This is a genomic window from Rhizobium sp. 16-488-2b, assembly GCF_017741815.1.
Lineage (GTDB): Bacteria > Pseudomonadota > Alphaproteobacteria > Rhizobiales > Rhizobiaceae > Rhizobium.
The window spans coordinates 436,873-459,874 of sequence record NZ_JAGHMF010000007.1 but is presented as its reverse complement, the minus strand read 5'-3'; the positions used below and the strand labels follow the sequence as shown (position 1 = coordinate 459,874).

Annotated in this window: 20 protein-coding genes and 2 tRNA genes; 6 read left to right on the top strand and 16 right to left on the bottom strand. The window is 61.1% G+C overall.

The genetic code is table 11. The features are described from left to right. Positions 1-77 precede the first annotated feature (77 nt). The 3 genes from J5286_RS08525 to J5286_RS08515 all read right to left on the bottom strand — a co-directional run bounded on the left by J5286_RS08525 (position 78) and on the right by J5286_RS08515 (position 6,273). Complete coding sequence (locus J5286_RS08525; protein WP_209189931.1) at positions 78-3,173, bottom strand: SPOR domain-containing protein; 3,096 nt, start codon at positions 3,171-3,173, stop codon at positions 78-80. A 59-nt stretch (positions 3,174-3,232) separates the two neighbouring features. Next, positions 3,233-4,990 carry an arginine--tRNA ligase gene (gene argS, locus J5286_RS08520; RefSeq protein ID WP_209189930.1) on the bottom strand — a complete coding sequence of 586 codons (1,758 nt, stop codon included), beginning with the start codon at positions 4,988-4,990 and terminating at the stop codon, positions 3,233-3,235. A gap of 65 nt (positions 4,991-5,055) precedes the next feature. Then, positions 5,056-6,273, bottom strand: coding sequence for a deoxyguanosinetriphosphate triphosphohydrolase (locus J5286_RS08515; RefSeq protein ID WP_209189929.1), 1,218 nt, complete (start codon positions 6,271-6,273; stop codon positions 5,056-5,058). Between the two features lie 219 nt (positions 6,274-6,492). Here J5286_RS08515 and erpA point away from each other — a divergent pair, with 219 nt between their 5' ends. Next, the gene (erpA, locus tag J5286_RS08510) at positions 6,493-6,825 is read left to right on the top strand and encodes an iron-sulfur cluster insertion protein ErpA (protein WP_113199549.1); all 333 of its coding nucleotides are present in this window, start codon (positions 6,493-6,495) and stop codon (positions 6,823-6,825) included. A 121-nt stretch (positions 6,826-6,946) separates the two neighbouring features. Next, on the top strand, positions 6,947-7,738 hold the full coding sequence (gene xth / locus J5286_RS08505; RefSeq protein WP_112979587.1) for an exodeoxyribonuclease III: 792 nt from the start codon (positions 6,947-6,949) through the stop codon (positions 7,736-7,738). A gap of 53 nt (positions 7,739-7,791) precedes the next feature. On the opposite strand, the gene exoR is transcribed toward xth, so the two are convergent. From exoR to J5286_RS08475, 6 genes are all read right to left on the bottom strand, one after another. Continuing rightward, positions 7,792-8,595, bottom strand: coding sequence for an exopolysaccharide production regulator ExoR (gene exoR, locus J5286_RS08500; protein WP_018900092.1), 804 nt, complete (start codon positions 8,593-8,595; stop codon positions 7,792-7,794). Further along, complete coding sequence (locus tag J5286_RS08495; protein WP_209189928.1) at positions 8,589-9,086, bottom strand: hypothetical protein; 498 nt, start codon at positions 9,084-9,086, stop codon at positions 8,589-8,591. Before J5286_RS08495 ends, exoR begins: the two co-directional genes overlap by 7 nt. A 235-nt stretch (positions 9,087-9,321) precedes the next feature. Further along, a complete protein-coding gene (locus J5286_RS08490) occupies positions 9,322-10,575 on the bottom strand; it encodes an OmpP1/FadL family transporter (RefSeq protein WP_449089389.1) in 1,254 nt (417 codons plus the stop codon). 393 nt (positions 10,576-10,968) lie between these two features. Further along, the gene (locus J5286_RS08485; protein WP_209189927.1) at positions 10,969-13,812 is read right to left on the bottom strand and encodes a valine--tRNA ligase; all 2,844 of its coding nucleotides are present in this window, start codon (positions 13,810-13,812) and stop codon (positions 10,969-10,971) included. Positions 13,813-13,932: 120 nt separating this feature from the next. Then, positions 13,933-14,871 carry a DUF2497 domain-containing protein gene (locus J5286_RS08480; RefSeq protein ID WP_209189926.1) on the bottom strand — a complete coding sequence of 313 codons (939 nt, stop codon included), beginning with the start codon at positions 14,869-14,871 and terminating at the stop codon, positions 13,933-13,935. Between the two features lie 222 nt (positions 14,872-15,093). Continuing rightward, the gene (locus J5286_RS08475; protein WP_209189925.1) at positions 15,094-15,756 is read right to left on the bottom strand and encodes a protein-L-isoaspartate O-methyltransferase family protein; all 663 of its coding nucleotides are present in this window, start codon (positions 15,754-15,756) and stop codon (positions 15,094-15,096) included. Positions 15,757-16,473: 717 nt separating this feature from the next. Between J5286_RS08475 and J5286_RS08470 the strand changes: the two genes are divergently transcribed. Then, positions 16,474-16,547, top strand: a tRNA-Cys gene (locus J5286_RS08470). Between the two features lie 181 nt (positions 16,548-16,728). On the opposite strand, the gene J5286_RS08465 is transcribed toward J5286_RS08470, so the two are convergent. Continuing rightward, complete coding sequence (locus J5286_RS08465) at positions 16,729-17,172, bottom strand: BA14K family protein (RefSeq protein WP_209189924.1); 444 nt, start codon at positions 17,170-17,172, stop codon at positions 16,729-16,731. Positions 17,173-17,385: 213 nt separating this feature from the next. On the opposite strand from J5286_RS08465, the gene J5286_RS08460 reads away from it, so the two are divergent. Then, positions 17,386-18,027 (top strand): DUF47 family protein, encoded by a 642-nt coding sequence (locus J5286_RS08460; RefSeq protein WP_209189923.1) that lies wholly within the window; start codon positions 17,386-17,388, stop codon positions 18,025-18,027. Then, positions 18,027-19,031, top strand: a complete 1,005-nt coding sequence (locus J5286_RS08455) for an inorganic phosphate transporter (RefSeq protein ID WP_111561368.1) — start codon at positions 18,027-18,029, stop codon at positions 19,029-19,031. Before J5286_RS08460 ends, J5286_RS08455 begins: the two co-directional genes overlap by 1 nt. A gap of 10 nt (positions 19,032-19,041) precedes the next feature. Here J5286_RS08455 and J5286_RS08450 read toward each other — a convergent pair whose 3' ends face one another. Next, on the bottom strand, positions 19,042-19,326 hold the full coding sequence (locus J5286_RS08450) for a hypothetical protein (protein WP_209189922.1): 285 nt from the start codon (positions 19,324-19,326) through the stop codon (positions 19,042-19,044). A 117-nt stretch (positions 19,327-19,443) separates the two neighbouring features. Between J5286_RS08450 and J5286_RS08445 the strand changes: the two genes are divergently transcribed. Beyond that, a tRNA-Asn gene (locus J5286_RS08445) sits at positions 19,444-19,518 on the top strand. A 152-nt stretch (positions 19,519-19,670) separates the two neighbouring features. Here J5286_RS08445 and J5286_RS08440 read toward each other — a convergent pair. The 5 genes from J5286_RS08440 to J5286_RS08420 all read right to left on the bottom strand — a co-directional run bounded on the left by J5286_RS08440 (position 19,671) and on the right by J5286_RS08420 (position 22,722). Further along, positions 19,671-19,853 carry a hypothetical protein gene (locus J5286_RS08440; protein ID WP_209189921.1) on the bottom strand — a complete coding sequence of 61 codons (183 nt, stop codon included), beginning with the start codon at positions 19,851-19,853 and terminating at the stop codon, positions 19,671-19,673. A gap of 109 nt (positions 19,854-19,962) precedes the next feature. Continuing rightward, positions 19,963-21,186, bottom strand: a complete 1,224-nt coding sequence (locus J5286_RS08435; protein ID WP_209189920.1) for an MFS transporter — start codon at positions 21,184-21,186, stop codon at positions 19,963-19,965. A gap of 179 nt (positions 21,187-21,365) precedes the next feature. Beyond that, positions 21,366-21,800 carry a hypothetical protein gene (locus tag J5286_RS08430; RefSeq protein ID WP_209189919.1) on the bottom strand — a complete coding sequence of 145 codons (435 nt, stop codon included), beginning with the start codon at positions 21,798-21,800 and terminating at the stop codon, positions 21,366-21,368. 121 nt (positions 21,801-21,921) lie between these two features. Then, positions 21,922-22,512, bottom strand: a complete 591-nt coding sequence (locus J5286_RS08425) for an alpha/beta hydrolase (RefSeq protein WP_209189918.1) — start codon at positions 22,510-22,512, stop codon at positions 21,922-21,924. Between the two features lie 9 nt (positions 22,513-22,521). After that, on the bottom strand, positions 22,522-22,722 hold the full coding sequence (locus tag J5286_RS08420) for a hypothetical protein (RefSeq protein WP_112941478.1): 201 nt from the start codon (positions 22,720-22,722) through the stop codon (positions 22,522-22,524). Between the last annotated feature and the right edge of the window lie 280 nt (positions 22,723-23,002).

The following is a 23,002-nucleotide window of genomic DNA, read 5'->3' as shown; positions in this document are numbered from 1 at the left end:
AGAGCACAAAAGAGAGCCCACAAACGAAAAGAGCGGCGGGTGGGCCCCGCCGCTCTCAATCAATTCGGTTTCGAGACTTACTTCGAAATCAGGCAGGAGCCGCCGGCTGCGCGATACTTTTCGCAGATCGCGGCTGCTTCGTCCTTGGAACCGGCAGTGATGCGCAGGCGGTAATAGGTGCCCTTGCCTGCGATGTCGGCCTTGCGGATTTCGTAAGGCATGCCAGCCAGTACGCCGCCGAACTTCTTCGACAGGCTTGCATAGGACTTCTTGGCTTCGGCTTCAGACGGCAGGGAGGCGATCTGAACGCCGTAGCTGCCAGGAGCGGCAGTCGTCGGCTGGGCCTGTGCCGCTGCCGGCGGAACGGCCGCGACTTCCTTCGGTGCCTGGGCAGCTGGTGCCGGTGCTGCAGTTGCAGGTGCGAGAGCCGAAGCACCAGGACGCGATGCCGGGGTCGGCGCGGTGTCGGTCTTGGTGCTGGTGACGGCACGGACCGGCGGGTTGACGCTGTCAGGCGTTGCCGCCGCGGCCTTGGCAAGCACGTTCTCGGAAGTCTGCTTTGCAGTCGGCGTAGCACCTTCGACCGGTGTCGAGCGGATGTCGGCGGACGCCAGCTGTTCGATGGTCGGGGCGGAAGCCGATGCACCACCTGCGGCGATCTTCTGCGTCTGCACCGAGGTGGGCTTCGGCAGCGAGGATGCTGCAGGCTCCGGTGCCGGCTCGTCGCGGGCGACCAGCGTGCCATCCGGCTTGACGATCATGGTGCGGACCTTGCGGGCCGAGACCGACGGCGAACGATCGGCATCCGACGGAGCGGCAGCAGCCGTATCGGTGGCGCTATCGTTCGGCAGCAGGCGCGGATCCTCGGTGTCGCCGACGGGCGTCGCCATGGATGGCATCGGCGCGTCGTTGTCTTCAGGCAGCGTTTCCGGCGTCAGCGTGCGCTGAACGACGTCAACCGGCTGCTCGTCGCTTGATACCAGCGACTTCTGCTTCGGGGCCTCCGTGGCCGCGCCACCAACGCTGTCATAGACAGCCTTGTCCTGGTTCGGAACGGTCTTGCCACCCGGGTTTTCCGGAACGACCTTGACCGGATCCTTGTCGGCCACGATGACGCGCGGTTCGCCGGTGGCGATACCGAGGCCGCCGTCGCGCGCCAAAAAGGAATAGCCGGCATAGGCGACGCCGCCGAAAATGACGATGGCAGCGGCTGCCGCCAGCATGCGCTTCATCGAGCGGGCGCGGCTCATATCCTCGGCGTCGCTCGCCGACTGGATCTGAACTTCCGACACCGTCTCGCGACGCTGCTGCACGGGCTCGTTGACGCTGCGGCGGAAATCTTCCTCCAGCGCGCGCTCGAATTCATCGAAGCTCTGGGCCTGCGGCTGCGACGGCTGCGGCCGTGCAACGGATGCCACGGCGGCAACAGACGCCTGGGCGCGGGCACGGATGTCCTGAGCCGGCTTTGCGGGTGCTTCGACCGGCTTGGCCGGGGTCAGAAGGTTGGCGATTTCCGAATCCACGTCGAAATCGAAATCCGACATCGCGGGAACGGGTTCGTGCTTTTCGACCGGCGGCAGCGTCGGGACATGCATCTCGACCGCTTCCATCTGATACTCCGCATCGGAGATCATCGACGGATCGAAGGGCAGCTCTTCCGTCGTGTCGACGGCAGGTGCCGGCGCGCGGTAGGACGGCGCCGCGGGCTCAGGCGAACGGTAGACCGGGGCGGCTGCCTGGTAAGCGGGCGCCTGGTAGGCCGGTGCCTGATAAGCTTGTGCCGGGGCGGATGGCTGATACGGTGCGGGTGCCGGCTGCGCGACAGGCTCCGGCTGGCGGACTGCCGGCTGGTAGGCCACCGGTGCTGCTACAGGCTGCGGCTTCGGCTGCTCGATCTCCTCGGCCAAGACGGGCTCGACGAAATCCAGGTCGGCGAGCTCAAGCTCGATGCCTTCGAGATCCAGTTCGAAGTCGTGGCCGGCGAACGGGTCTTCCGCGTCAGGTGCTGCCTTGGCGGCGACCGGTTGCGGCTCGGGTGCATAGCGAGGCGCTACGGGTGCTGCCGCTACAGGAGCGACGGCGACGGGCAGCTCGGGCACATAGGCCGGTGCAGGGATCGACGCGTGGACAACCGGGACGACCGGCTGGGCTTCCACGGGTGCCGCTTCGCGAGCGGTAACCGGATACTGCGAAACATCGGCCAGGAGGTCATCGATATCGAAGGCGATATCGTCGACCTCGGTGACGGCTTCCGTCAGTGCGGCATCGGCCTTGACGTCGCCATCCTTGGCTGCAGCAGCCAGATCGAAGGCACTGTGATCGACGACAGCTTCGACGATCGGCTCGGCAACCGGCTGCTCGACGACGAACGACGGCTCATGACGATCGATCTCGGCGGGGAAGCTGGCGGCAGCCGGCGCTTCGAAGCGCGGCGCGGCTGGCACGGGCTCGGCGGCAGCAACAGGTGCCGGAGCGGCAACAGGCGCTGCGACCGGCTCTTCGCGGCGAGACGGATGAAAATTGGCGATCGGCAAGCGGATGCTTGCGGCCGACCACTGAGGGGCCTTGGCAGGCTGAACCGGCGTCGGCGCGGCGCTGATCGAAAGCTCGAGTTCCTCGATCAGATCGCGAGCGCCGCCGGAGACAGGCTCGGCGGGACGCGAGACGCTGGCCGCCCAATCGGCGGATGAGAGAATCGCGCGGGCATCGGGCTGTTCGATGACAGACGACTGCTCGATGACAGGCAAGGCCTCGTCTTCGACCCGTTCCGAGACAACTGGCGCTTCGTAATGAACCGGCTCGGCCTCGTAGCGCGGCGCCTGCTCGTAGTGCTGCGCAGGCTCGTAGTGCTGTGCGGGCTCGTAGTGCGGCTCGGGCTCGTCGTAAGTAACGGGCTCCGGCTCGGCGTAGAGTACAGGTTCAGGCTGAGCGTAGGCCGTCTCGATCGGATGATCGACGACTGCAGGCGCGGTCGGAGCGTCGTAACGCTCGAACTCGCGCAGCAGTTCGTCTTCGAGATTGAAGGCAGGCTCCTGCCTTGGCGCCGCTTCGACGGTGTTTGCCGCTACACGGGGCTCAAAACCGACGATACGCGCAAGCTCCGCAAGGGGATCGTCGTCAGCAAAGAGGTTCGCATCGTTACGCGTGTCATACGCCCGCTGTTTATCTGCCATACTCATCCACTCGCAAATGCAAAGGTTTCGTGCCAGCGCATTGTGGGTAAATGGTGACGCTACCGCATCTCTTCCGGCGCAGCCGTTCCTGCGATGGCAAGACCCGACTTCAAAACGGACGCAACGGCGTACACCAGCCCTAGTCTGGTAATACTAGACTCTCGGCTCTTATCGTTAATAAATCGTAAGTCTACCTGATCCTTGCCCTTATTCCAATGTGCATGGAAAGAACTGGCAAGATCATAGAGGTAGAATACGACACGATGCGGCTCTTGCGATTGAGCCGCCGCCTCGACCAGCCGAGGGAACTCGGCAACCTTCGCAACCAATTGTAATTCCGCAGGATCCGAGATTCCGGACACGGCTTTGGCGAGGATCTCAGGCGACACGTCGAGATCCGGAAACGCCTCCTTGGCCTGCCTGAAGACAGACATGCAACGGGCGTGCGCGTACTGTACGTAAAAGACCGGATTGTCTTTCGACTGTTCCGTTACTTTGGCGAAATCGAAGTCCAACGGCTCCGAGCTCTTTCTATACAGCATCATGAACCGCACCGAATCGCGGCCGACTTCCTCGACCACATCGCGGAGCGTCACGAAGTCGCCCGAGCGCTTCGACATCTTGACCGGCTCGCCATCGCGGAACAGCTTGACCAGTTGGCACAGCAGAACGGTAAGCTTGGCCTTGCCTTCCGACACGCCGCGCGCGACCGCTTCGAGGCGCTTGACATAGCCGCCATGGTCGGCGCCGAGCACGTAGATCATCTCGCTGAAGCCGCGATCGAACTTGTTCTTGAAGTAGGCGACGTCGGCGGCGAAGTAAGTGTAGGAGCCGTCGGACTTGATCAGCGGACGGTCCATGTCGTCGCCGACTTCGGTCGAGCGGAACAGCGTCTGCTCGCGGTCTTCCCAATCTTCCGGCAGCTGGCCCTTCGGCGGCGGCAGCGTGCCCTTGTAGACGTGGCCCTTGAAGGTCAGGTCGTTGATGGCCGTGCGGATGGCGGCAGCGCCATTGGCGTGCAGCGTGCGCTCGGAGAAGAACACGTCGTGGTGGACGTTCAACGCCTCCAGATCCTCGCGGATCATCACCATCATCGCATCGATGGTGCGATCCTTGACCAGCGGCATCCACTGATCCTCGGGCATGTTGTGCAGCTTGACGCCGTAATCACGCGCCAGCGCTTCGCCGACGGGCACGAGATAGTCGCCCGGATAGAGGCCCGCCGGAATCTCGCCGATCTTTTCGCCGAGCGCCTCGCGGTAGCGCAGGAAGACGGAGCGCGCCAAGACGTCGATCTGCGAGCCGGCGTCATTGATGTAGTATTCCTTGGTGACGTCGAAGCCGGCGAAGGACAAGAGGTTGGCCAGCGCGTCGCCGACGACGGCGCCACGGCAATGGCCGACGTGCATCGGGCCGGTCGGGTTGGCCGAGACGTATTCGACGTTGACCTTGCGGCCCTCACCCATCGTCGAGCGACCGTAGTCTGTGCCAGCAGTGATCATCGAGGCCAGCAGGCGCTGCCAGTAGCCGACGGCGATCCTGACGTTGATGAAGCCGGGACCCGCGACCGACACTTCGGCGACGTCTGGATCTTCCTTCAACTTTTCGGTGATGATTTCGGCCAGCGCGCGCGGATTGGTGCCGAGCGGCTTGGCAAGCACCATCGCCGCATTGGTCGCGACATCGCCGTGGCTCGCGTCACGCGGCGGCTCGACGGCAATGCGTCCGAAATCCAGCTCGGATCGCTTTTCCTTGACCAGATCGATCTGTTCAAGGGCGGTTTTAATCCTGGCTTCGAAATCGGTAAAAAGGTTCATCGCACTCTTCCATGCATAGGCTGTGCCACACGGCATCCGCCCGGCCTTTGCCGAGCGACCGCTGCCTAGCGCAAATCCGGAGTCTGGTCAAACAATCGCCTGTGGGCGCTGATGGCGTAGGTATCGGTCATGCCGGCGAGATAATCGCCAACATGGCGCGCCTTCGGCGCCTCGGCGAGCCCCGCGATGTGATCCACCCAATAGTGGCTCTGCATCTCCTTGGGGTTGGCCATGTAGGCCGAAAACAGGTCGGTGACGATCTGGGCCGCGCCGGCGCGGATGCGCATGATCTCGGGATGGCGGTAGATGCGCTTGAAGAGCATCGCCTTGATCTGCCTATCCGTCTCGGCCATCCCCTCGGAGAACGTCGCGATCACGCGGTTGGCGTGCCTGACGTCGTCGGCGCTCTCGGGGCGGATTTCAGCAAGACGCTCCTGGGCGACGGAAATCACATCCTCGACCATGCGGGTGATCTGGCGGCGCATGATTTCGTGGGTGAAGCGGCTCGGCTCCAGAGTGGGATAGCGCTCCCTCACCTCGGCCATCAGGCCGGCCAGGAACGGAATATCCTCCAGCATGCCGAAAGTGAGATAGCCCGAGCGCAGGCCGTCATCGATGTCGTGGGTATTGTAGGCGATATCGTCGGCGATCGCGGCAACCTGGGCTTCCAGGCTGGCGTAGGTGTCGAGCTGGAGATCGTGGATCTCGCAGTAATCGAGGATCGGCTGCGGCACGGGGCCGCGCGTGCCGGTTCCGTCCTTGGTCAAAAGCGGGCCGTTGTGTTTGACCAGGCCTTCCAGGCTCTCCCACGTCAGGTTGATGCCGTCGAAATCGGCGTAGCGGCGCTCGAGCTTGGTGACGATGCGCAGCGACTGGGCATTGTGGTCGAAGCCGCCATAGGGCAACAGCACCTCGTGTAGCGCGTCCTCGCCGGTGTGGCCGAAGGGCGTGTGGCCGAAATCGTGCACGAGGGCGACGCCTTCGGCCAGATCCTCGTCGAGCTTCAGCGCTCTTGCGAGCGCGCGGGCGATCTGTGCGACCTCGATCGTGTGCGTGAGACGCGTGCGATAGTGATCGCCATCCTGGGCGATGAAGACCTGGGTCTTGTGCTTGAGGCGCCGGAAGGCGGTCGTGTGGACGATGCGGTCGCGGTCGCGCTGGAAGTCCGAGCGCGTCGGGCTGGAATTCTCGGGATAAAGCCGCCCACGCGTCGTCCACGGGTCAGCCGCGTAGATTGCCCTGTCGCTGTTACCGAAGCCTAATGCACGTCTGTCGATCGTCATTCTTCACCGTCACTCGCCATGTCCAGGCTCACGCCCATTGACGCCGCCATATGCTCTTCATACCTATAGAGAGCATAAACGGCAAAGAGACGACGTATCGCCCACTTTGCCGCGGGCCTCGCTTTCATGATATAAGGCGCGATAGCATTGAAAAACAGCCGTTTATATTGATGGCTGGACCACTATTCTCTCCGGATCTTGACCCCGGCAGGAGCAGACATGACCGAAGCAAGTGTAACCCTTTCCGACGCGGCTGCGAAGCGAATCGCCACCATTGTCGGCAGCGACCCCGGCAAGAGCGCGCTGCGCGTCTCCGTCGAAGGCGGCGGCTGTTCGGGTTTTTCCTACAAGTTCGACCTGACCGACGGCATCCAGGATGACGACATCATCGTCGAGAAGAACGACGCGAAGGTGCTGATCGACAGCATGTCGCTGATCTACATGGCCGGCTCGGAGATCGATTTCGTCGATAACCTGCTCGGCCAGTCCTTCCAGATCAAGAACCCGAACGCGGTCGCCAGCTGCGGCTGCGGCACCAGCTTCTCGATCTGACCACCCTCTCCCGCTATCCACACAGAACCGGCCGAAGATTGCCTTCCGGCCGGTTTAACGTCTTGTCGCTTGTCTCAAGACCACGCTAGAAGAAGACGTCAACGCGGAACGGGACAAAAGAATGAAGATCGCGACCTGGAACATCAACGGCGTCAAGGCGCGCATCGACAATCTCACGCAGTGGCTGAAGGATTCGAACCCTGACATCGCCTGCCTGCAGGAGATCAAGACCGTCGACGAAGGCTTTCCACGGCTGGAGATCGAGGCTCTCGGCTATCATGTGGAAACGCATGGGCAGAAGGGTTTCAATGGCGTCGCCATTCTCTCCAAGACCAAGCCGGACGAAGTGACGCGCGGACTGCCGGGCGATCCGCTGGACGAGCAGGCGCGTTTTCTCGAAGCGGTGTTCTCGATCCCCGGCAATCGCGTTGCACGCGTCTGCTGCCTCTATCTGCCGAACGGCAATCCCGTCGAGACCGAGAAGTACAGCTACAAGCTTGCCTGGATGGAGCGGCTACGCACGTTCGCGGCCGAGCGGCTGGCTTACGAGGAAATCCTGATCCTTGCCGGCGACTACAACGTCATCCCCGAGCCGCATGATTGCTTCGACCCGAAGGTTTGGGAAAACGACGCGCTGTTCCTGCCGCAGACGCGGGAGGCGTTTCGCAGGCTCGAGAGCCTGGGGCTGACGGATGCGGTGCGCGCGACGACGGATGCGGTGCCCGCCTATACGTTCTGGGATTATCAGGCCGGCGCATGGCCGAAGAACAACGGCATTCGCATCGATCACCTGATGCTGTCGCCGGAGGCAGCCGACCGGATGACCTCGACGGCCATCGAAAAACATGTGCGTGCGTGGGAGAAGCCTTCCGACCACGTGCCTGTGGTCGCCTATTTCGATTTCGCGGCCTAAGAGCTAGGCGGAACCAATCGAGGCCGGATCTCGGCGATCCGGTCTTACATCGCTCAGTCGGTGTTACTGCTGGCGATCTTGTGCGAGAGGGCGATGGCGTTGCGGCGGTCGCTTTCGCTGGCAACCGAGAAGGCCTGCTCCTGCAGCGATTCCATCCAGTTGCAATCCTTCGGCTTGCAGCGATCGAGTGCCGCCGTCATCAGCGCCAGGCCGTTGGCCGACTGGCCTTCCTGGAACAGGATATTGCCGAAGACCGACATGGCGCCCGGGTGACCGGCCTTGCGGGCCTGGTTCAGCCACTTCTTGGCCTGCTGCGTGCTGGTGGCGCCGCCATCGCCGGCAAGCATCATCTGCGCCAGCTGGAACTGCGCTTCGGGAACGCCGAAGGTGGAGGCAACCTGGAAATAGATCTGGCGCGCCTGCGTGAGATCGGTCTTCACGGGGCTGCCCGGAATGCCGTGCTTGTAATAGCCGGCGAGCGACAACAGCGCGTTGACGAAGAAGCCGGTATCCTCGGAGCCGGGCTCGACACCCTGCTGGGCAATCTCACTATAGATTTTGAAAGCTTCGAAATCGTCCTGCGCAACACCGTCGCCATCGGCATACATGTTGGCGAGCGCCCAGCGCGAGCCGGTGTGGCCCTTTTCGGCGGCGTATTTGTAGGCTTCGACAGCCTCTTCCTTCTGGCCGTTCTTGTAGGCCTTGAAACCGAACTTGAAGAGATCGAAAGGACCGGATTCCTTGTTGACGCCCGACTTGATGTCGAACGCGCTTGCCGGACAACTCATCGCCGCGCAGCAGGCGACGGAGAGCCCCATAAGCATCAATCTGAAAGGTCTGAACTCGAACGTCAGCATTTCACTCGATTTCTTTCGTTTCCACCCATACGCGCCATCTCGAACATCCCGCCCGTTCGGCCCGCAGATAAAGTCCCTTCGGCGAGCGATCCCGCGGTGGGTTCCAAGACCCGCTTGCCCGCGTCGCATCCAGCCTTCTGCTCTTCAGAGAGAGCCTTCATTCCCTTCGCACCGACCTTATCCGCCCGCTTTCCGGCGCGAACTGACGACGATGCCTTCAACCTCATTTCAGCGAGCCCGCGGAGCGGCATTTCGCCTTCAGAAATGTCGTAGTCACCAATTGTGACAAAACGCGAGACGTCGTTACCGAAAGCCAGTTCGGAAAGCGGCAACACCGTCGAACGTGAGGAAGATGAAAGGCTTGAGAAGGCTGCGATCGAACGGCGCTTTCCGGCTGAAACACCCTGTAAAACAGGCGAAACAAGCGAAGCGGCGGCAACTGCGCCACACCTCATGTCCGTCTCTTTCACACTCACCGAAAAACGACCCATCTTACTCTTTTACGCGCACCCTATGCCTGTCATTCCCTCGCCCGAGATTACCGCTGCGCCTAGTTTGTGGCGGGAAATGGACAATTCGTGATGGAGCCCATCATACGCCAACACTCAAAAAAAACTGTTGCTGAATCGTCACAAAATGACACGTGACGAGAGCATGCTTAATGGCGCGAAGACAAAGAAAAGCCCGACACTTTGCCGGGCTTTCACTTGCACTGATCTTGGCTGGTCAGAACTTGACCTTGATGCTGGTGGAGATGGCCGCCACGAGATCGTTGCCGTAGTCGTAGGTTGCGTCGTCACCGTAGGTTACGCCATCCTTGACGATGGTGCCTGACGATCCGCTGGTCATCACGCCAAGCGCTCCAGCGAGCCGCCACTCGATGTTCTCAGTCGGGCTGTATGAGGCGCCGACGCCGAGCGTCCATACATCGGCCTGCGCACCATAGCCATCGCTCGTTCCGCGATCCCAGGTGAGGCTGACTGCCCCGCTCCACTGATCATTGAACTTGTGACCGACGCCGCCCGTAAGGGTCCAACCGTCACGGTAGCCGAGATCGAGCGATGTCAGCTGGTTCGACTGGCCGCAGGCAGTGCCGCGCGTCGAGGTGGGGCAAAGAGACACGGACTGAAGGACACTCCAGTTCGTCCACTTCACTGAGCCGAAAGCCAGCCAGTCGGGCGCGATGCCGCTCTGCAACTTGAGCTCAAGCGAATCCGGAGCTTCCGCCTCGCCGTAAACATTGGTGATCCTCCCGCCGTATACCGGCACCACGGGAACCTGCGTCAGGTCGACCGTGCCGCTCAAACCGTCATACTTGACGCGGCTGTTGTACACCAAGCTGGCGCGCATGGCGTATTCGGGAATCTCATAGGCGACGCCGAGGCGCCAGCCCCATGCATTGTCACTCAAATCGAGGCGACCGACACCAGTGCCAATACCAAGTGCCAACGGCGCGGTGCTGACCAGCTTTTCCTGGAAGCCTTCGATCTCCTGATAGAACGCACCACCGATGATGCGCGCCTGGCCTTGGCCGAGATCAAACTTGTAGGAACAGGTCGCCCCGTAATTGTGGCTGTCGATCTTCGTCTCGACATTGTTGTTCGCGCCCGCCCAGTTCACACCTGGGTTCGTATGCGCACCAAACGGCTCCGAATAATCAACAAGGCAGTCAACATCGCCGACGCCACCCTTGAGGCCCAAATAGGGAATGGCATAGTTCTCTGTGTCATCAGCATGGTTGGGCCGCGAATTCAGATTTCCGCCGCCTGTGGTGTTCGAAGTATTCACGTCACGCGCATTCTTCAGCTTGCGCTGCGGCATGACGTAGATCACGCCGGACTGAATCGAAAACTGCGATGCATCGAACAACTGATCGATATTATAGCCGCCACGTTCCAGACCACCCGCGAGGGCAGGCTGGGTGAGCGCCGAAATCATAACAAGCGGCAGGGCTGCCGCCAGAACCTTACGAGATGCCAAGGTGTCTCCCCCACTGAGGCAATTGCGATGGTGGGACTGTGACGGCGAGAGGTTAAAATGGCAACTTCGTGACCGGGCGCGATTGAAAAGTGAGCTAATGGATGCTTTACGTAAAAAATTGACGAGCACGTCAAAATTTCCTCATATTAGAAAATGTATCTCAAAAAATCCCGGAATCGATCGAACGATAGGGTGATCGTTCTATACGAGCACAGATATGTTACCTTCTGACAACAGTTTGATTTTTAGGAAAAACTTCGTGGAAAAGCTGAAAAATGCTGCCGCTCCGACCAAGTTGTGGCGGCGAAAGGCCTGATTACGGTTAATTTTTCGAAAAAAGGCGCCCGATTCTTCATCGGGCGCCTTGGAATGAAATACTATTGAAAGTTGATTTTACGAAGCTTCATCTACACGCGAGAGCGCGATCTTGAGGCTCGCGAGCTGGACCGTCAGCTCTTCCAGACGCTCCCGTTCGGCCGCGACGACCTCCGGGTTGGCGTTGGCGACGAACTTCTCGTTGGAGAGCTTGCCGTTGATCCTGGCCATTTCTGCCTCGGTCTTGGCGATCGCCTTTTCAAGGCGGGCCTTCTCAGCGCCGAGATCGATCAGCGCGCCGAGCGGCAGGCAGACCGTCGCTTCGCCGGCCACGATCTGGGCCGCACCCTTCGGCGCCTGGTCGGCCAGCGAAATGCCGTCGACACGCGCGAGGCGCTTGATCGCCGCATCGTGGCGCGACAGGCGGTCACGCGTCAGACTGTTGGCGTTGACGAAGACGAGCGGGGCTACGGCCGACGGCGGTACGTTCATTTCGGAGCGAACCGAGCGGATGTCGGAGACGAGGTCGATCAGCCAGTTGATCTCGTCGGCTGCCGCGTCGTCGGCGTAGGACGGCGACGGCCATTCGGCGTGGCATACCAGGCCATCACGCTCGCGGCCCTCGCCTGCCGTATGCGCCCAGAGCTCTTCGGTCATGAAGGGCATGAAGGGATGCAGCAGCTTGTAGATCTCTTCGAGCACGTAGGCGACGCAGGACTGCGCCTCCTTCTTGGCGCCCTCGTCCGTGCCGCCGAAGATCGGCTTCAGCAGTTCGAGATACCAATCGCAGACCTGGTTCCAGACGAAGCGATAGAGCACGCCGGCGGCATCGTTGAAGCGATAGGCTTCGATCGCCTCGGTGAGGTCGCGTTCGGTGCGGGACAGTTCCGTCAGAATCCAGCGGTTGACCGTGAGCTCGGCTGCCTCGGGAATGAAATGCGGGTCGTTGACGACGCCGTTCATCTCGGCGAAGCGCGTCGCATTCCACAGCTTGGTGCCGAAGTTGCGGTAGCCGGCGATGCGGGCCGGATCGAGCTTCACGTCGCGGCCCTGGGCTGCCATGATCGCCAGCGTAAAGCGCAGCGCGTCGGCGCCGTACTCGTCGATGAGTTCCAGCGGGTCGATGACGTTGCCCTTCGACTTCGACATCTTCTGGCCGTTCTTGTCGCGAACCAGCGCGTGGATATAGACCGTGTGGAACGGCTCAACCGGAACGCCGTCCTCGTCCTTCATGAAGTGCAGACCCATCTGCATCATGCGAACAACCCAGAACGGGATGATATCGAAACCGGTGACGAGCACGTTGGTTGGATAATAGCGTGCAAGCTCGGGCGTCTTTTCCGGCCAGCCAAGGGTCGAGAACGGCCAGAGAGCGGAAGAGAACCATGTGTCGAGCACGTCTTCGTCGCGCGTCAGGATTTCGCCCGGCTGGAAGTTCTCGAGCTTTTCCTCGACCCAGGCCTTCCACGGTCCCTCATGGGCGATGTAGTGCTGGATGGCGGCCTGCAGCGCCTCTTCCTCGGTCTTCTCGACGAAGACCTGGCCATCGGGACCGTACCAGGCGGGAATCTGGTGACCCCACCACAGCTGACGCGAAATGCACCAAGGCTGGATGTTTTCCATCCATTGGAAATAGGTGTTTTCCCAGTTCTTCGGTACGAAATTGGTGCGGCCTTCACGGACGGACGCGATCGCCGGCTGGGCCAGCGTCTTGTTGTCGACCCACCATTGGTCGGTCAGGCGAGGCTCGATCGGCACGCCGCCGCGGTCGCCATGCGGGACCACATGCTTGTGCGGCTCGATCTTGTCGAGCAGGCCGGCCTCTTCGAAAATCTCGACGATGATCTTGCGGGCGGTGAAACGGTCCTGGCCCTCCAGACGGTCCCAGGCGCCATGAAGTGCTGCCGGATGATCGAGACCTTCGAGGAAGTCCTCGTTCTCCTTGATCGAGATCGAGGCATCGATGTTCATGACGTTGATGGCGCGCAAACCGGCGCGCTTGCCGACCTCGAAGTCATTGAAGTCATGCGCAGGCGTGATCTTGACGGCGCCGGTGCCGGCTGTCGGATCGGCGTAGTCATCGGCGACGATCGGGACCTTGCGGCCGACGATCGGCAAGATGACATGCTTGCCGACGATCGACTTGTAGCGCTCGTCTTCAGGGTTCACCGCGATGCCGGTATCGCCGAGCATAGTCTCCGGACGGGTCGTTGCGACGACGATGTAGTCGCGCGTCTCGAATTCCGTCGGCTTGCCTTCCTCGTCGAAAGCGACCGGATACTGGTAGGTGACGCCCGCTTCCAGCGGATAGCGGAAGTGCCAGAGATTGCCCTTGACCTCCAGCTGCTCGACTTCCATGTCCGAAATCGCGGTCAGTAGCTTCGGGTCCCAGTTGACGAGACGCTTGTCCTTGTAGATCAGGCCTTCCTTGTAGAGGCTGACGAAGACTTCAAGGACGGCCTCGGACAGGCCCTCGTCCATGGTGAAGCGCTCGCGCGACCAATCACAGGAGGCGCCGAGGCGCTTCAACTGGTTGAAGATCAGGCCGCCCGACTCGTTCTTCCACTCCCAGACCTTCTCGATGAAGGCTTCGCGGCCCATGTCGCGGCGGCCCGGAAGCTGCTGCTCCATCAGCTTGCGCTCGACGACCATCTGCGTGGCGATGCCGGCATGGTCCATGCCCGGCTGCCACAGCACGTCCTTGCCGCGCATGCGCTCGAAGCGGACCATGATGTCCTGCAGCGTGTTGTTCAGCGCGTGGCCCATGTGCAGCGAACCCGTCACATTCGGCGGCGGGATCACGATGGTGAAGCTTTCGGCGCCCGGCTTGGCGTTGGCGCCCGCGCGGAAAGCGTCCGCCTCGTCCCATTTCGCGGCGATCTTCGGTTCAACGGCTGCGGAATCGTAGGTCTTTTCGAGCATTTTTGGACCAAATCTGGAGGTTTTCTGGATGCGGGTTGTAAATAGGATGCCCGCCAGCAAGTCAATAAAAAAGCCGCCCCGGGGACCGGAGCGGCTCTTTGTAAAAAGCGACGGATCCGATCAGCGGCGCGGGCCGCGCGCCACGCGCTCGATCTCTTCGCGCACGAGGCGCTCGACCAGGGTCGGCAGGTTATCGTCGAGCCAGTCGCGCAGCATCGGGCGCAGCATGTCTTCGGCGATCTCATCCAGCGAGCGGCGCTCGGCGCCATCGATGGCGGCGGCCAACTCCTCGAACGAGCGGGCGATCTGCAGGCCGGCATCCTGCGACAACAGCGACTGCTGGGTTTCTTCCATCAGGCTCGGCAGAAGGCGATCCGACATCGGCGCGGAGACCGGCCCGGCGTAGAGCGGTTGTGTTGCGACCGGCGCGGCAGCCATGGGCGGAGCGATGGCGACCTGCTCCTGAACCGGCGCTGCTGCGGGCTGAACGGCTTCGGCCTCTACGGCCACCGGCTGCTGAGGCGGCATTTCGAACGCCATCGGGGCTGGTTCGTCAGCCAGCACGGGCTCGGGTGCGCGCTGCGGCGCCGGAGCCGCCTGCTGCATCACCGGGTGCTCCTCGACTGCCTGCGGCGGCTGAGCTTCCATGACGGGAGCCGGAGCGACAGGCGCCGGCTGCTGGCGGAATTCCAGAGGCGGCTCGCGCTGCGGCTGAAGCGTGTTGCGCTCGGAGGCGGCGCGAACGCGGGCGGCGACATCGGCGAGCGACATGGCGGCGCGCGGCGCTTCCTGCGCGGGTGCGGAGCCAGCGGAATTGGCGGCAACGAAGCGCGGATCGGTCTGCTGCGGTGCGGGATCGGGGAATTCCACGCCGGCATAAGCCTGATCGACAGTCAGATGAATGTCGGAGCCGTGATCGTCTTCATCATCACCGTAAACAGGCGGCAGCGATGCGGAGAGTGCCCTGCCCGCGCCCGGCTCATTGCTTTCGATGATCTGGCGGATCGACGCCAGGATTTCTTCCATGGACGGTTCACGCGCTACGCTTGGCTGAGCCATATCTATCCCCGTTATTCTCAAACAACGACCGGATTGCGAGGTGTCGGCATCCGAATCACCCAGACTGTAGGATAGCCGATCGGGGAAAAAAATCATCGCGAATCAAATGACTGTCGGTTTGCACAGTTTTCTCAAACGTCAATGACTGCTTCGATGGTCCGCCTGAAACAGAAACGGGCGCCAGTGGCGCCCGCATCATCAAGAACCCACGTCGCGCGTAACTCAGAACACGAATTCGCGTGCCTTGGCAAAGCCCGGCAGCGGCTTGACGGAAGCATTGAAGAAGACGTTTTCGGACACCGCGCCGCGCTCGCTGACGAACACCGTCGCACGCGCCGAGCCACCATATCCCTTGATGGTGACAAGGCGGCCGCCTTCACGCAGCTGCGAGAAGAGCGAAGCCGGAACCTCTTCCACGGCGCCGTTGACGAAGATCAGGTCGTACGGCGCGCCCTTGGCGCTGCCGGCTTCAAGCGATCCCGTGACGACAGAGACGTTGGCGTAGTCGGCGAGGTTTGCCGTCGCTTCAGCGGCAAGCGCTTCGTCTTCTTCGAGAGCGACGACCGAACCGGCGAGCTTGGAGAAGAGTGCGGAAACATAACCCGTGCCGCAGCCGACATCGAGAACGACGTCATCCTTGGTCACGGCTGCAAGCTGCAGCAGCTTGGCGAGCGGCGACGGCTGCATCAGGAAACGAGCCGGCTTGCCCGCCTGCGCCGGACAGATTTCGACGTCGGTGTCGATGTAGGAGATCGCCTTTGACTTTTCCGGGACAAAAGCCTCACGCGGCACGGCAAGGAAAGCGACCTGCACGGAGTGCGAGGTGACATCCGTGGTGCGGATCTGGTTGTCGACCATGTTGGCGCGTGCCGTCTCGAAATTCATAGTGTCCTCTCGCCCAATGAAAAGCGCTTATTGCTCATCCGTGTCTTAATCGCAGGGCAACCGGCTTTCAAGGCTTCCTGAGCGACTGCAGCAAGAATTCGGACAGTGTGGCCAATCGCCCAGGACCTTCAGAAAAATCCATGGTGACGTTCATAAGATTGTGATAATATTGCAACCGGAGGAATAAGGAGGAGAAGATCATGTCAGTCATAGCTGAATATTTCTCGCTGTTCGACTTTTTCATCGTCGCCGCGCTGATCGCAATCATGTGCTGCGGCTTACTCGGAAAAGAGACAGGCTGAGGTTCGGACATCGTCTCCCGCAACCAACACGTTCAGGTGATCGTCAGCTTTATTAGCGATGACTTTAACCAATAAGAACGATGGCCAGCGGGGTCTAATGGCGAAATCAGCTCTTTTGGGTGGTCTCTTTATCGGAGGCCTATTTGCAATCATCGTGATGATACCGCTTGTGCACGCGAGTGTGCCAAGTGTGGCGACCAACGGTGTATCGCCGCTCGTCTCGCTGCGAGGTAACTGACAGACGCGCGGCTGAGCTGCGGGCACGTTCCGCGGGCCTTAGTTCAGGCAGTGTCGGCCGGCCATGTTCCATAGCCAATTTTGGCGTCTGAAATCCCCAGGTTTTTGCACAACCCCCTTGCGCTTGTTTTCTATTCATTCTAAATGCCGCCCACGCTTTCGAAAGTAAGCGTCGTGAGGCCTCGTGGCGGAGTGGTGACGCAGAGGACTGCAAATCCTTGTACCCCGGTTCAATTCCGGGCGAGGCCTCCAAATTTTCTCACCGACAAATGATGTGATTGTGTTTGGGGCGGTAGCGATTTCGCATCAGCGCGTGATCGAACACACCAATTCGCGCTCCTGCCGCATTAAGCATTAAAAACCTGACCGCCGTGTAGGGCGATCAGGTTTATATTCATTGCATACAAGCCCCGCTATGCGAGCCCCGGCTCGTTCACGGGCCGGCGCACTGGCGGCGGGGGCCGTAGTTCGGCTGGTATGTGTTGTCGGATGCGCGATACGAGCGGTAGCGATTATAGCACCAACTCACATGGTCGTTGCCGACATATCTGGGCGCGCGCGGTTGCGAGGCGATAAGTCCGCCTATCAGAGCGCCCGCCGCCAGACCACCAATAATCAGACCGGCGTCGTTGTGACGATGATAGCGGTCATAGTCGTGATTATAATAGCGCCGATCATAACGTCTGTCGTAGCTATATCTGTTGCCGCAGCGGTAGTAGGCGCACCGGTTTCCGAAATGTCCGTTCCTGACACCGGAATCGCCAAAACTCCCGCGGCTCTGAACAGAGTGCGAATCGCCCCAGTTTTCGGCAAATGAGGGCCCTGCCCCGCCAATTGCGGTTGCCAATGCCACGATCATGATTGCAAGCTTTCTCATCTCACACACCTTCGAACAATTAATACGGCTCGCGTTTCGAACGCTTGAAAGAGAAACGCATTCCTAAGCGCAGTGTTCCCATAGCGAAGACGAGACTGATCTTGCGCCGGGGAAAACCGCAAAAGAATTGGCGCTGGCTCGATTGTGACACTTTTATTGCGAAGTGCGCTATTTTATGAGGAACGCACAAAAAATTTCATATGGATGGATAATATGCTGAGCTGGTTTCGGAAACTCATGCCCCGCGAAGACCGGTTCTTCGATCTCTTCGCGCAGCACGCGAAAACAGTCGTGGGCGCGGCCGAGGCGCTGAATGAGCTGCTCTCCGGACACGACACCGAAAAGCATTGCGCGCGCATCGTCACGCTGGAGAACGAGGCTGACGATATCACCCGCGATGTTCTGCTCGCCGTTCGCCGCAGCTTCATCACGCCTTTCGACCGGGTCGACATCAAGGACCTCATCCAGTCGATGGATGACGCGATCGACATGATGCACAAGACAGTCAAGACCATCCGCCTGTTCGAGCAGAAGAGTTTCGATCCCGTGATGCAGGAGATGGGCAAGACGATCGTCGAGGCCGCGCACATGATCGCCGAGGCCATTCCGCTTCTTGAGCGGATCAACGCCAACGCCCCTCGCCTGACGGCGATCGCCGAGGCGGTGACGCGGATCGAGGGACGGTCGGACGAACTGCACGATCAGGGTCTGAAAGACCTCTTCCACCGGCACGGTGCCACCAACCCGATGGCCTATATCATCGGCAGCGAGATCTACGGCGAGCTCGAGAAGGTCGTCGACCGCTTCGAGGACGTCGCCAACGAGATCAGCGGCATCGTGATCGAGAACGTCTGATGGACGCCACCCTTGCCTTCCCGCTGCTTGCCGGGCTGATCGCGGTCGCGCTGTTCTTCGACTTTCTGAACGGCCTGCATGATGCAGCGAACTCGATCGCGACGATCGTCTCGACGCGCGTGCTCAGGCCGCAGTTCGCCGTCGCCTGGGCGGCCTTCTTCAACTTCATCGCCTTCCTGTTTTTCGGGCTGCATGTCGCCGAGACGCTCGGGACCGGGATCATCGATCCGGCCATCGTCTCGCCGATGGTGATCTTCGCGGCGCTGATGGGCGCGATCATCTGGAACATCGTCACCTGGGTATTCGGCATCCCTTCGAGCTCGTCGCACGCGCTGGTCGGCGGGCTGGTCGGCGCCGGGCTCGCCAAGGTCGGCTTCAGCTCGATCGTCTGGAGTGGTTTGCTCAAGACCGCCGGCGCGATCGTCATGTCACCGATGATCGGCTTCCTCCTGGCGCTGTTTCTCGTGCTCATCGTTTCGTGGCTCTTCGTGCGGCAGACGCCGTTCGCGGTCGACCGCACCTTCCGCATCATGCAGTTCGTCTCGGCGTCGCTCTATTCCCTCGGACACGGCGGCAACGATGCGCAGAAGACCATGGGGATCATCGCCATCCTGCTCTATTCGCAGGGCTATCTCGGCGGAAGCTTCCATGTGCCGCTGTGGGTGGTGCTCTCCTGCCAGTCGGCGATGGCGCTGGGCACGCTGTTCGGCGGCTGGCGCATCGTGCATACGATGGGATCGAAGATCACGCGGCTGAACCCGATGCAGGGCTTTTGCGCGGAGACCGGTGGAGCGCTGACGCTGTTCGGCGCCACATGGCTCGGCATTCCCGTTTCGACCACACACACCATCACCGGCGCGATCATCGGCGTCGGCGCGGCACGGCGGGTATCCGCCGTGCGCTGGGGCCTTGCGGGCAATATCGTCGTCGCCTGGGTGGTGACGCTGCCGGCCGCAGCACTGATCGCGGCCGCCTTCTACTGGATCGCCGGCCTCTTCGCCTGAGCGATTAATATCAGGAGGCGGAATTCCGCCTCCTGTGCCACCACACCGAAAATCGTCGTCTCATCCGCCGCGCGATATGCAGGTCGTGCGACAGCAACAGCACGCCGAGCGGAATCATCCAGAAGCCGAGAATCGGAAGAAAGCCCAGACATCCGCCCAAAACCAGCAGTCCGCCGATCAAAAGCCTGGCTATGCGCGACTTTGGAAGCGGAATGCGGGTTGGCCCCATGACGATGTGGCCGGTGGTGTGATCGATGCCAAAGCGTTTGGCGGTGTTTTTCGGGGTCTCGGTCATCCACAGGATGTGGGGATAACCTGAATGATTGCAAGGAGATGTCATTTTTTTGAAAAAACCTCTTGGCAAATCGAGCAAGCATTTGTATTAGCCCACTCACACCGCGGCGAGCGGTGATCCCTGGTAGCTCAGCGGTAGAGCATTCGACTGTTAATCGACAGGTCGCCGGTTCGAATCCGGCCCGGGGAGCCAGTTTCTAAAAGGTCTGCATTGAAAAATGCAGGCCTTTTTCTTTTCCGAAATCAACGTGATAGGTTTTGCACCGAGATACCTCGGTGACTGCCTTCGCTCGCTTCATCCCCGCGGACAGTCAAGCTGCGGGGATGAACGGCAATCCGACGATATCAGTAGCTGCAGGAGCGTCCATCGCTCGGCCTGAAGCCATCTGAACAGGCCCGGTTCATGGAATCGCCCGGCACATAGCCGGATGCCGACCCCGAAGACGTTGGGACGCTGTTGCAGCCGGCCACGAGCGCCGAAAGGCCAATCAGCGTAAGCGCCATCAGCGCGGTTGAAATTCGTTTCATATGGACCTCTCCTCAAAACTGTTTCGGATATTAAGCTAGCACGCAGCTACGAAATGCCACGCAAATTTCTTGGGTCGGGCTAGATGCACATCTGTGGCGGCTAAGCCCCCTACCCTTGCAGCGTGTCGACCTTGCGAAGATCCGGGAACAGCCGCGTCCACATGAGCACCACGACGATGGTCCCAACGCCGCCGATCACGCCCGCAGCAACCGGGCCCATCATTCCCGCAAGCATGCCCGATTCAAATTCGCCCAGTTGGTTCGAGGTGCCGATGAAGAGCGAATTGACGGCGTTCACACGTCCGCGCATCGAATCCGGGGTCAGAAGCTGAACCAGAGAACTGCGCACCACGACGCTCACCGTATCTGCTGCGCCAACAACCAGCAGCGCAGCTATGGATAGCGCGATATTAGTCGATACGGCAAAGACGATGGTCGCGACGCCGAACACAGCCACGGCGGTCAACATCTTCGCTCCGACCCTGCTCGTCAGCGAGCGTCTTGCCAGAACGATCGACATGGAGAGAGCGCCGACGGCCGGGGCCGCGCGCAGCATGCCCAGCCCCCATGGGCCGGCATGAAGGATATCGCTGGCGAACATCGGGAGGAGTGCCGTGGCGCCGCCCAGCAGAACGGCGAAGAGGTCGAGCGAGATCGTGCCGAGCATCACGGGCTTGCTCTTGATGAAGGAGACGCCGGCGAAGACCGAGGCGAGCGTCACAGGTTCGCGCTTGCTCGGCGTCCATTCCATGCGGATCGAAATGACGTTGATGCTTGCGACGGCAAACAGGACGGCGGCCACGGCGAACGGGGCGACGGCATCGACGCCGTAGAGCAGTCCACCCAGCGACGGGCCGACGATCAGCGCCGTCTGCATCATCAAGGTGGATGTCGCCACCGCGCGCTGGAGCAGCGAGGGTGGCATGATGCTGGGGAGAAGGGCTGCCATCGTCGGGCGCTCGAAGGCGACGGTCGCGCCCATGATCGTCACCGCCGTCAGGATGCCCGCCGGTGTCCGCCAGTTCTGCCATGTGGCGACAGCAAGTGCCGCCGACACGGTGGCGAGGATCAGCTGGCAGACGAGGCCAATACGCCTTCGGTCGAAACGATCGGCGACGTGGCCGACCACGAAGGTCAGCACCACCATCGGCAGAAACTGGCAGAGACCGACCATGGCGAGCGCGAAGGCGCTGTGGGTCTGATCGTAGATCATCCAGCCCATCGCGATGGCGACGCATTGAAAGGAGAGAGAGGAAAAGACGCGGGAAGCCGCGAAATTGAGATAGCCGGGATGGCGCAGAACGCTATCCTGGTGAACTGCTGATGCATCCATGAGAAAACTGTCCGGCCCGCTGCCGACAGCGCGCCTCTGGGGGTTGTTGCTGCAACGGTTTCCGCCCGGACCGGCGTGCTTGTCAATGGCAGCGGGGCCGCTTTCCGTTCGGCTCTGCTAAAACACGTGATCGTGACCGCCGGCGGTGCTTGCCGCGGCGGTCATCCGATCAGGGATCGTTATCTCTTCTTCTTCGTCGAACGGACTTTGACCGGTGCCGGCGGCGGGATCAGTTCGGCGTCGGCGTAGCAATATCCGGCGACCCAGCCGTCGCTGGCGAACAGCTTGGAATCACCCTCGGCGTGCCACTGGCAGGTGAGCGAGTTGGCGTCCCATGCGGTGACGGTTACATCATAGACGCCCTTGCCGGCGAAGGTGGTCTTGGGATTGCCCGTCAGACGCCAGCCCTCGGCCGGCTGCATCGTCCATGACACCCGCTGGCCCTGGCGGGCTTTCTGCTTGATGCCGAATTCGGGGGTCTGGCAGCGGTTGGTGGCGGGATCGCAGTTCATTTTCGCCGTCGACATCTGCGTCGGCGTATTTGTGACCACCGTCTGGCAACTGCTGAGCGTAAACGCCACGAGTGTCATGGCCAAGGCAACTTCATACCACATATCCGGCCTCCCATCCGTCACATGCTGTCGATGGGGACCACATTACAGCATTACGACAACTGTCGCGCTTCACCGTTCGGGTGATACCGGCACGTACGTTTACATCGAACGGCAATGGCGATCAGCCAAGCGAGGTGTGCGACGTGTGTTCCGGTACGTATCGCCTCGGCGCCTTCGCCTTCTCCCTGAGATTGTCGAAGAGCGCATAGCCGCCGGTCCAGCGACCGAAGCCGCTGGCGATGTTGATGTGGCCCGCCAGACCGATGTTCCGGAGTTCGGTCTTCCACAGACGTGCGTAGAGCGTCAGGCGGTCGAGCTCCATGTAATGGTCGTTCAGGCTGCCGACGGTGATGCTGGGGAACGGCAGCGCCCGTGTCGGCATCGGCCCGAAGCGGATGGCGGCATCCGGGTGCCGCCGTTCCGTGGGGCGCAGGTCGCAGGGAGCGACCAACAGCGCGCCCTTGATGCGGCGCGCCGATGGCCGGTCGGCGAACTTCGCTGTCAGCAGGCAGCCGAGACTATGGGCAACGATATAGGCCTCGCCGTGCTCAAGCAGCACTGCTTCGAGCCGGTCGGCCCAGCGATCAACCAAGGGATCGTCCCAGTCGTCCTGCTCCACCAGAACGCTGTCGGGGCGGTCGCGGAGCCAGTAGCGCTGCCAGTGGCCCTGGTCGGAGCCGTTGAGCCCGGGAATGATCAATGTCGCTGTCATCGCCCTCTCCTAGAAATCGGAATAGCGCGGGCTGTGCATGAGCGCAGAGATTTCGTCGGTCATCTGCATGATGCGCTCGCGCAGATCAGCGCCCGTTCCATCCTCTATGTCCTCGCTACCAAAGCAGTATCGTGCCTCGTGCAGCTCGAGCCTCGCTTCCAGCTGGTCGCGGATGGTGCAAAGGCGATCAAAATGCCTGATGATACTCATCGTCGTCTCTCCTGTGCGGCCGCATTCTCCGGCCGCCATCTGATGAGAGCAGTATTCTCTATCTTTTTAGTGGATTAAAGGAATGAGCATCCCTGCATGCGCGAACGAGGGGAAAAATCGGCATGCCGATCTCGCCTGAGGGCGACGATCGACCCGCCAGGCGACCCGCGACGCGCGCAACCACCGATGCTGTCGGATAATTTACCGATGTGCCGTGTTAAATCTTTATGCGGGCTGAAACTTTTGATCCACACTCCCCGTAGCTTCGTAACAGAAGCAA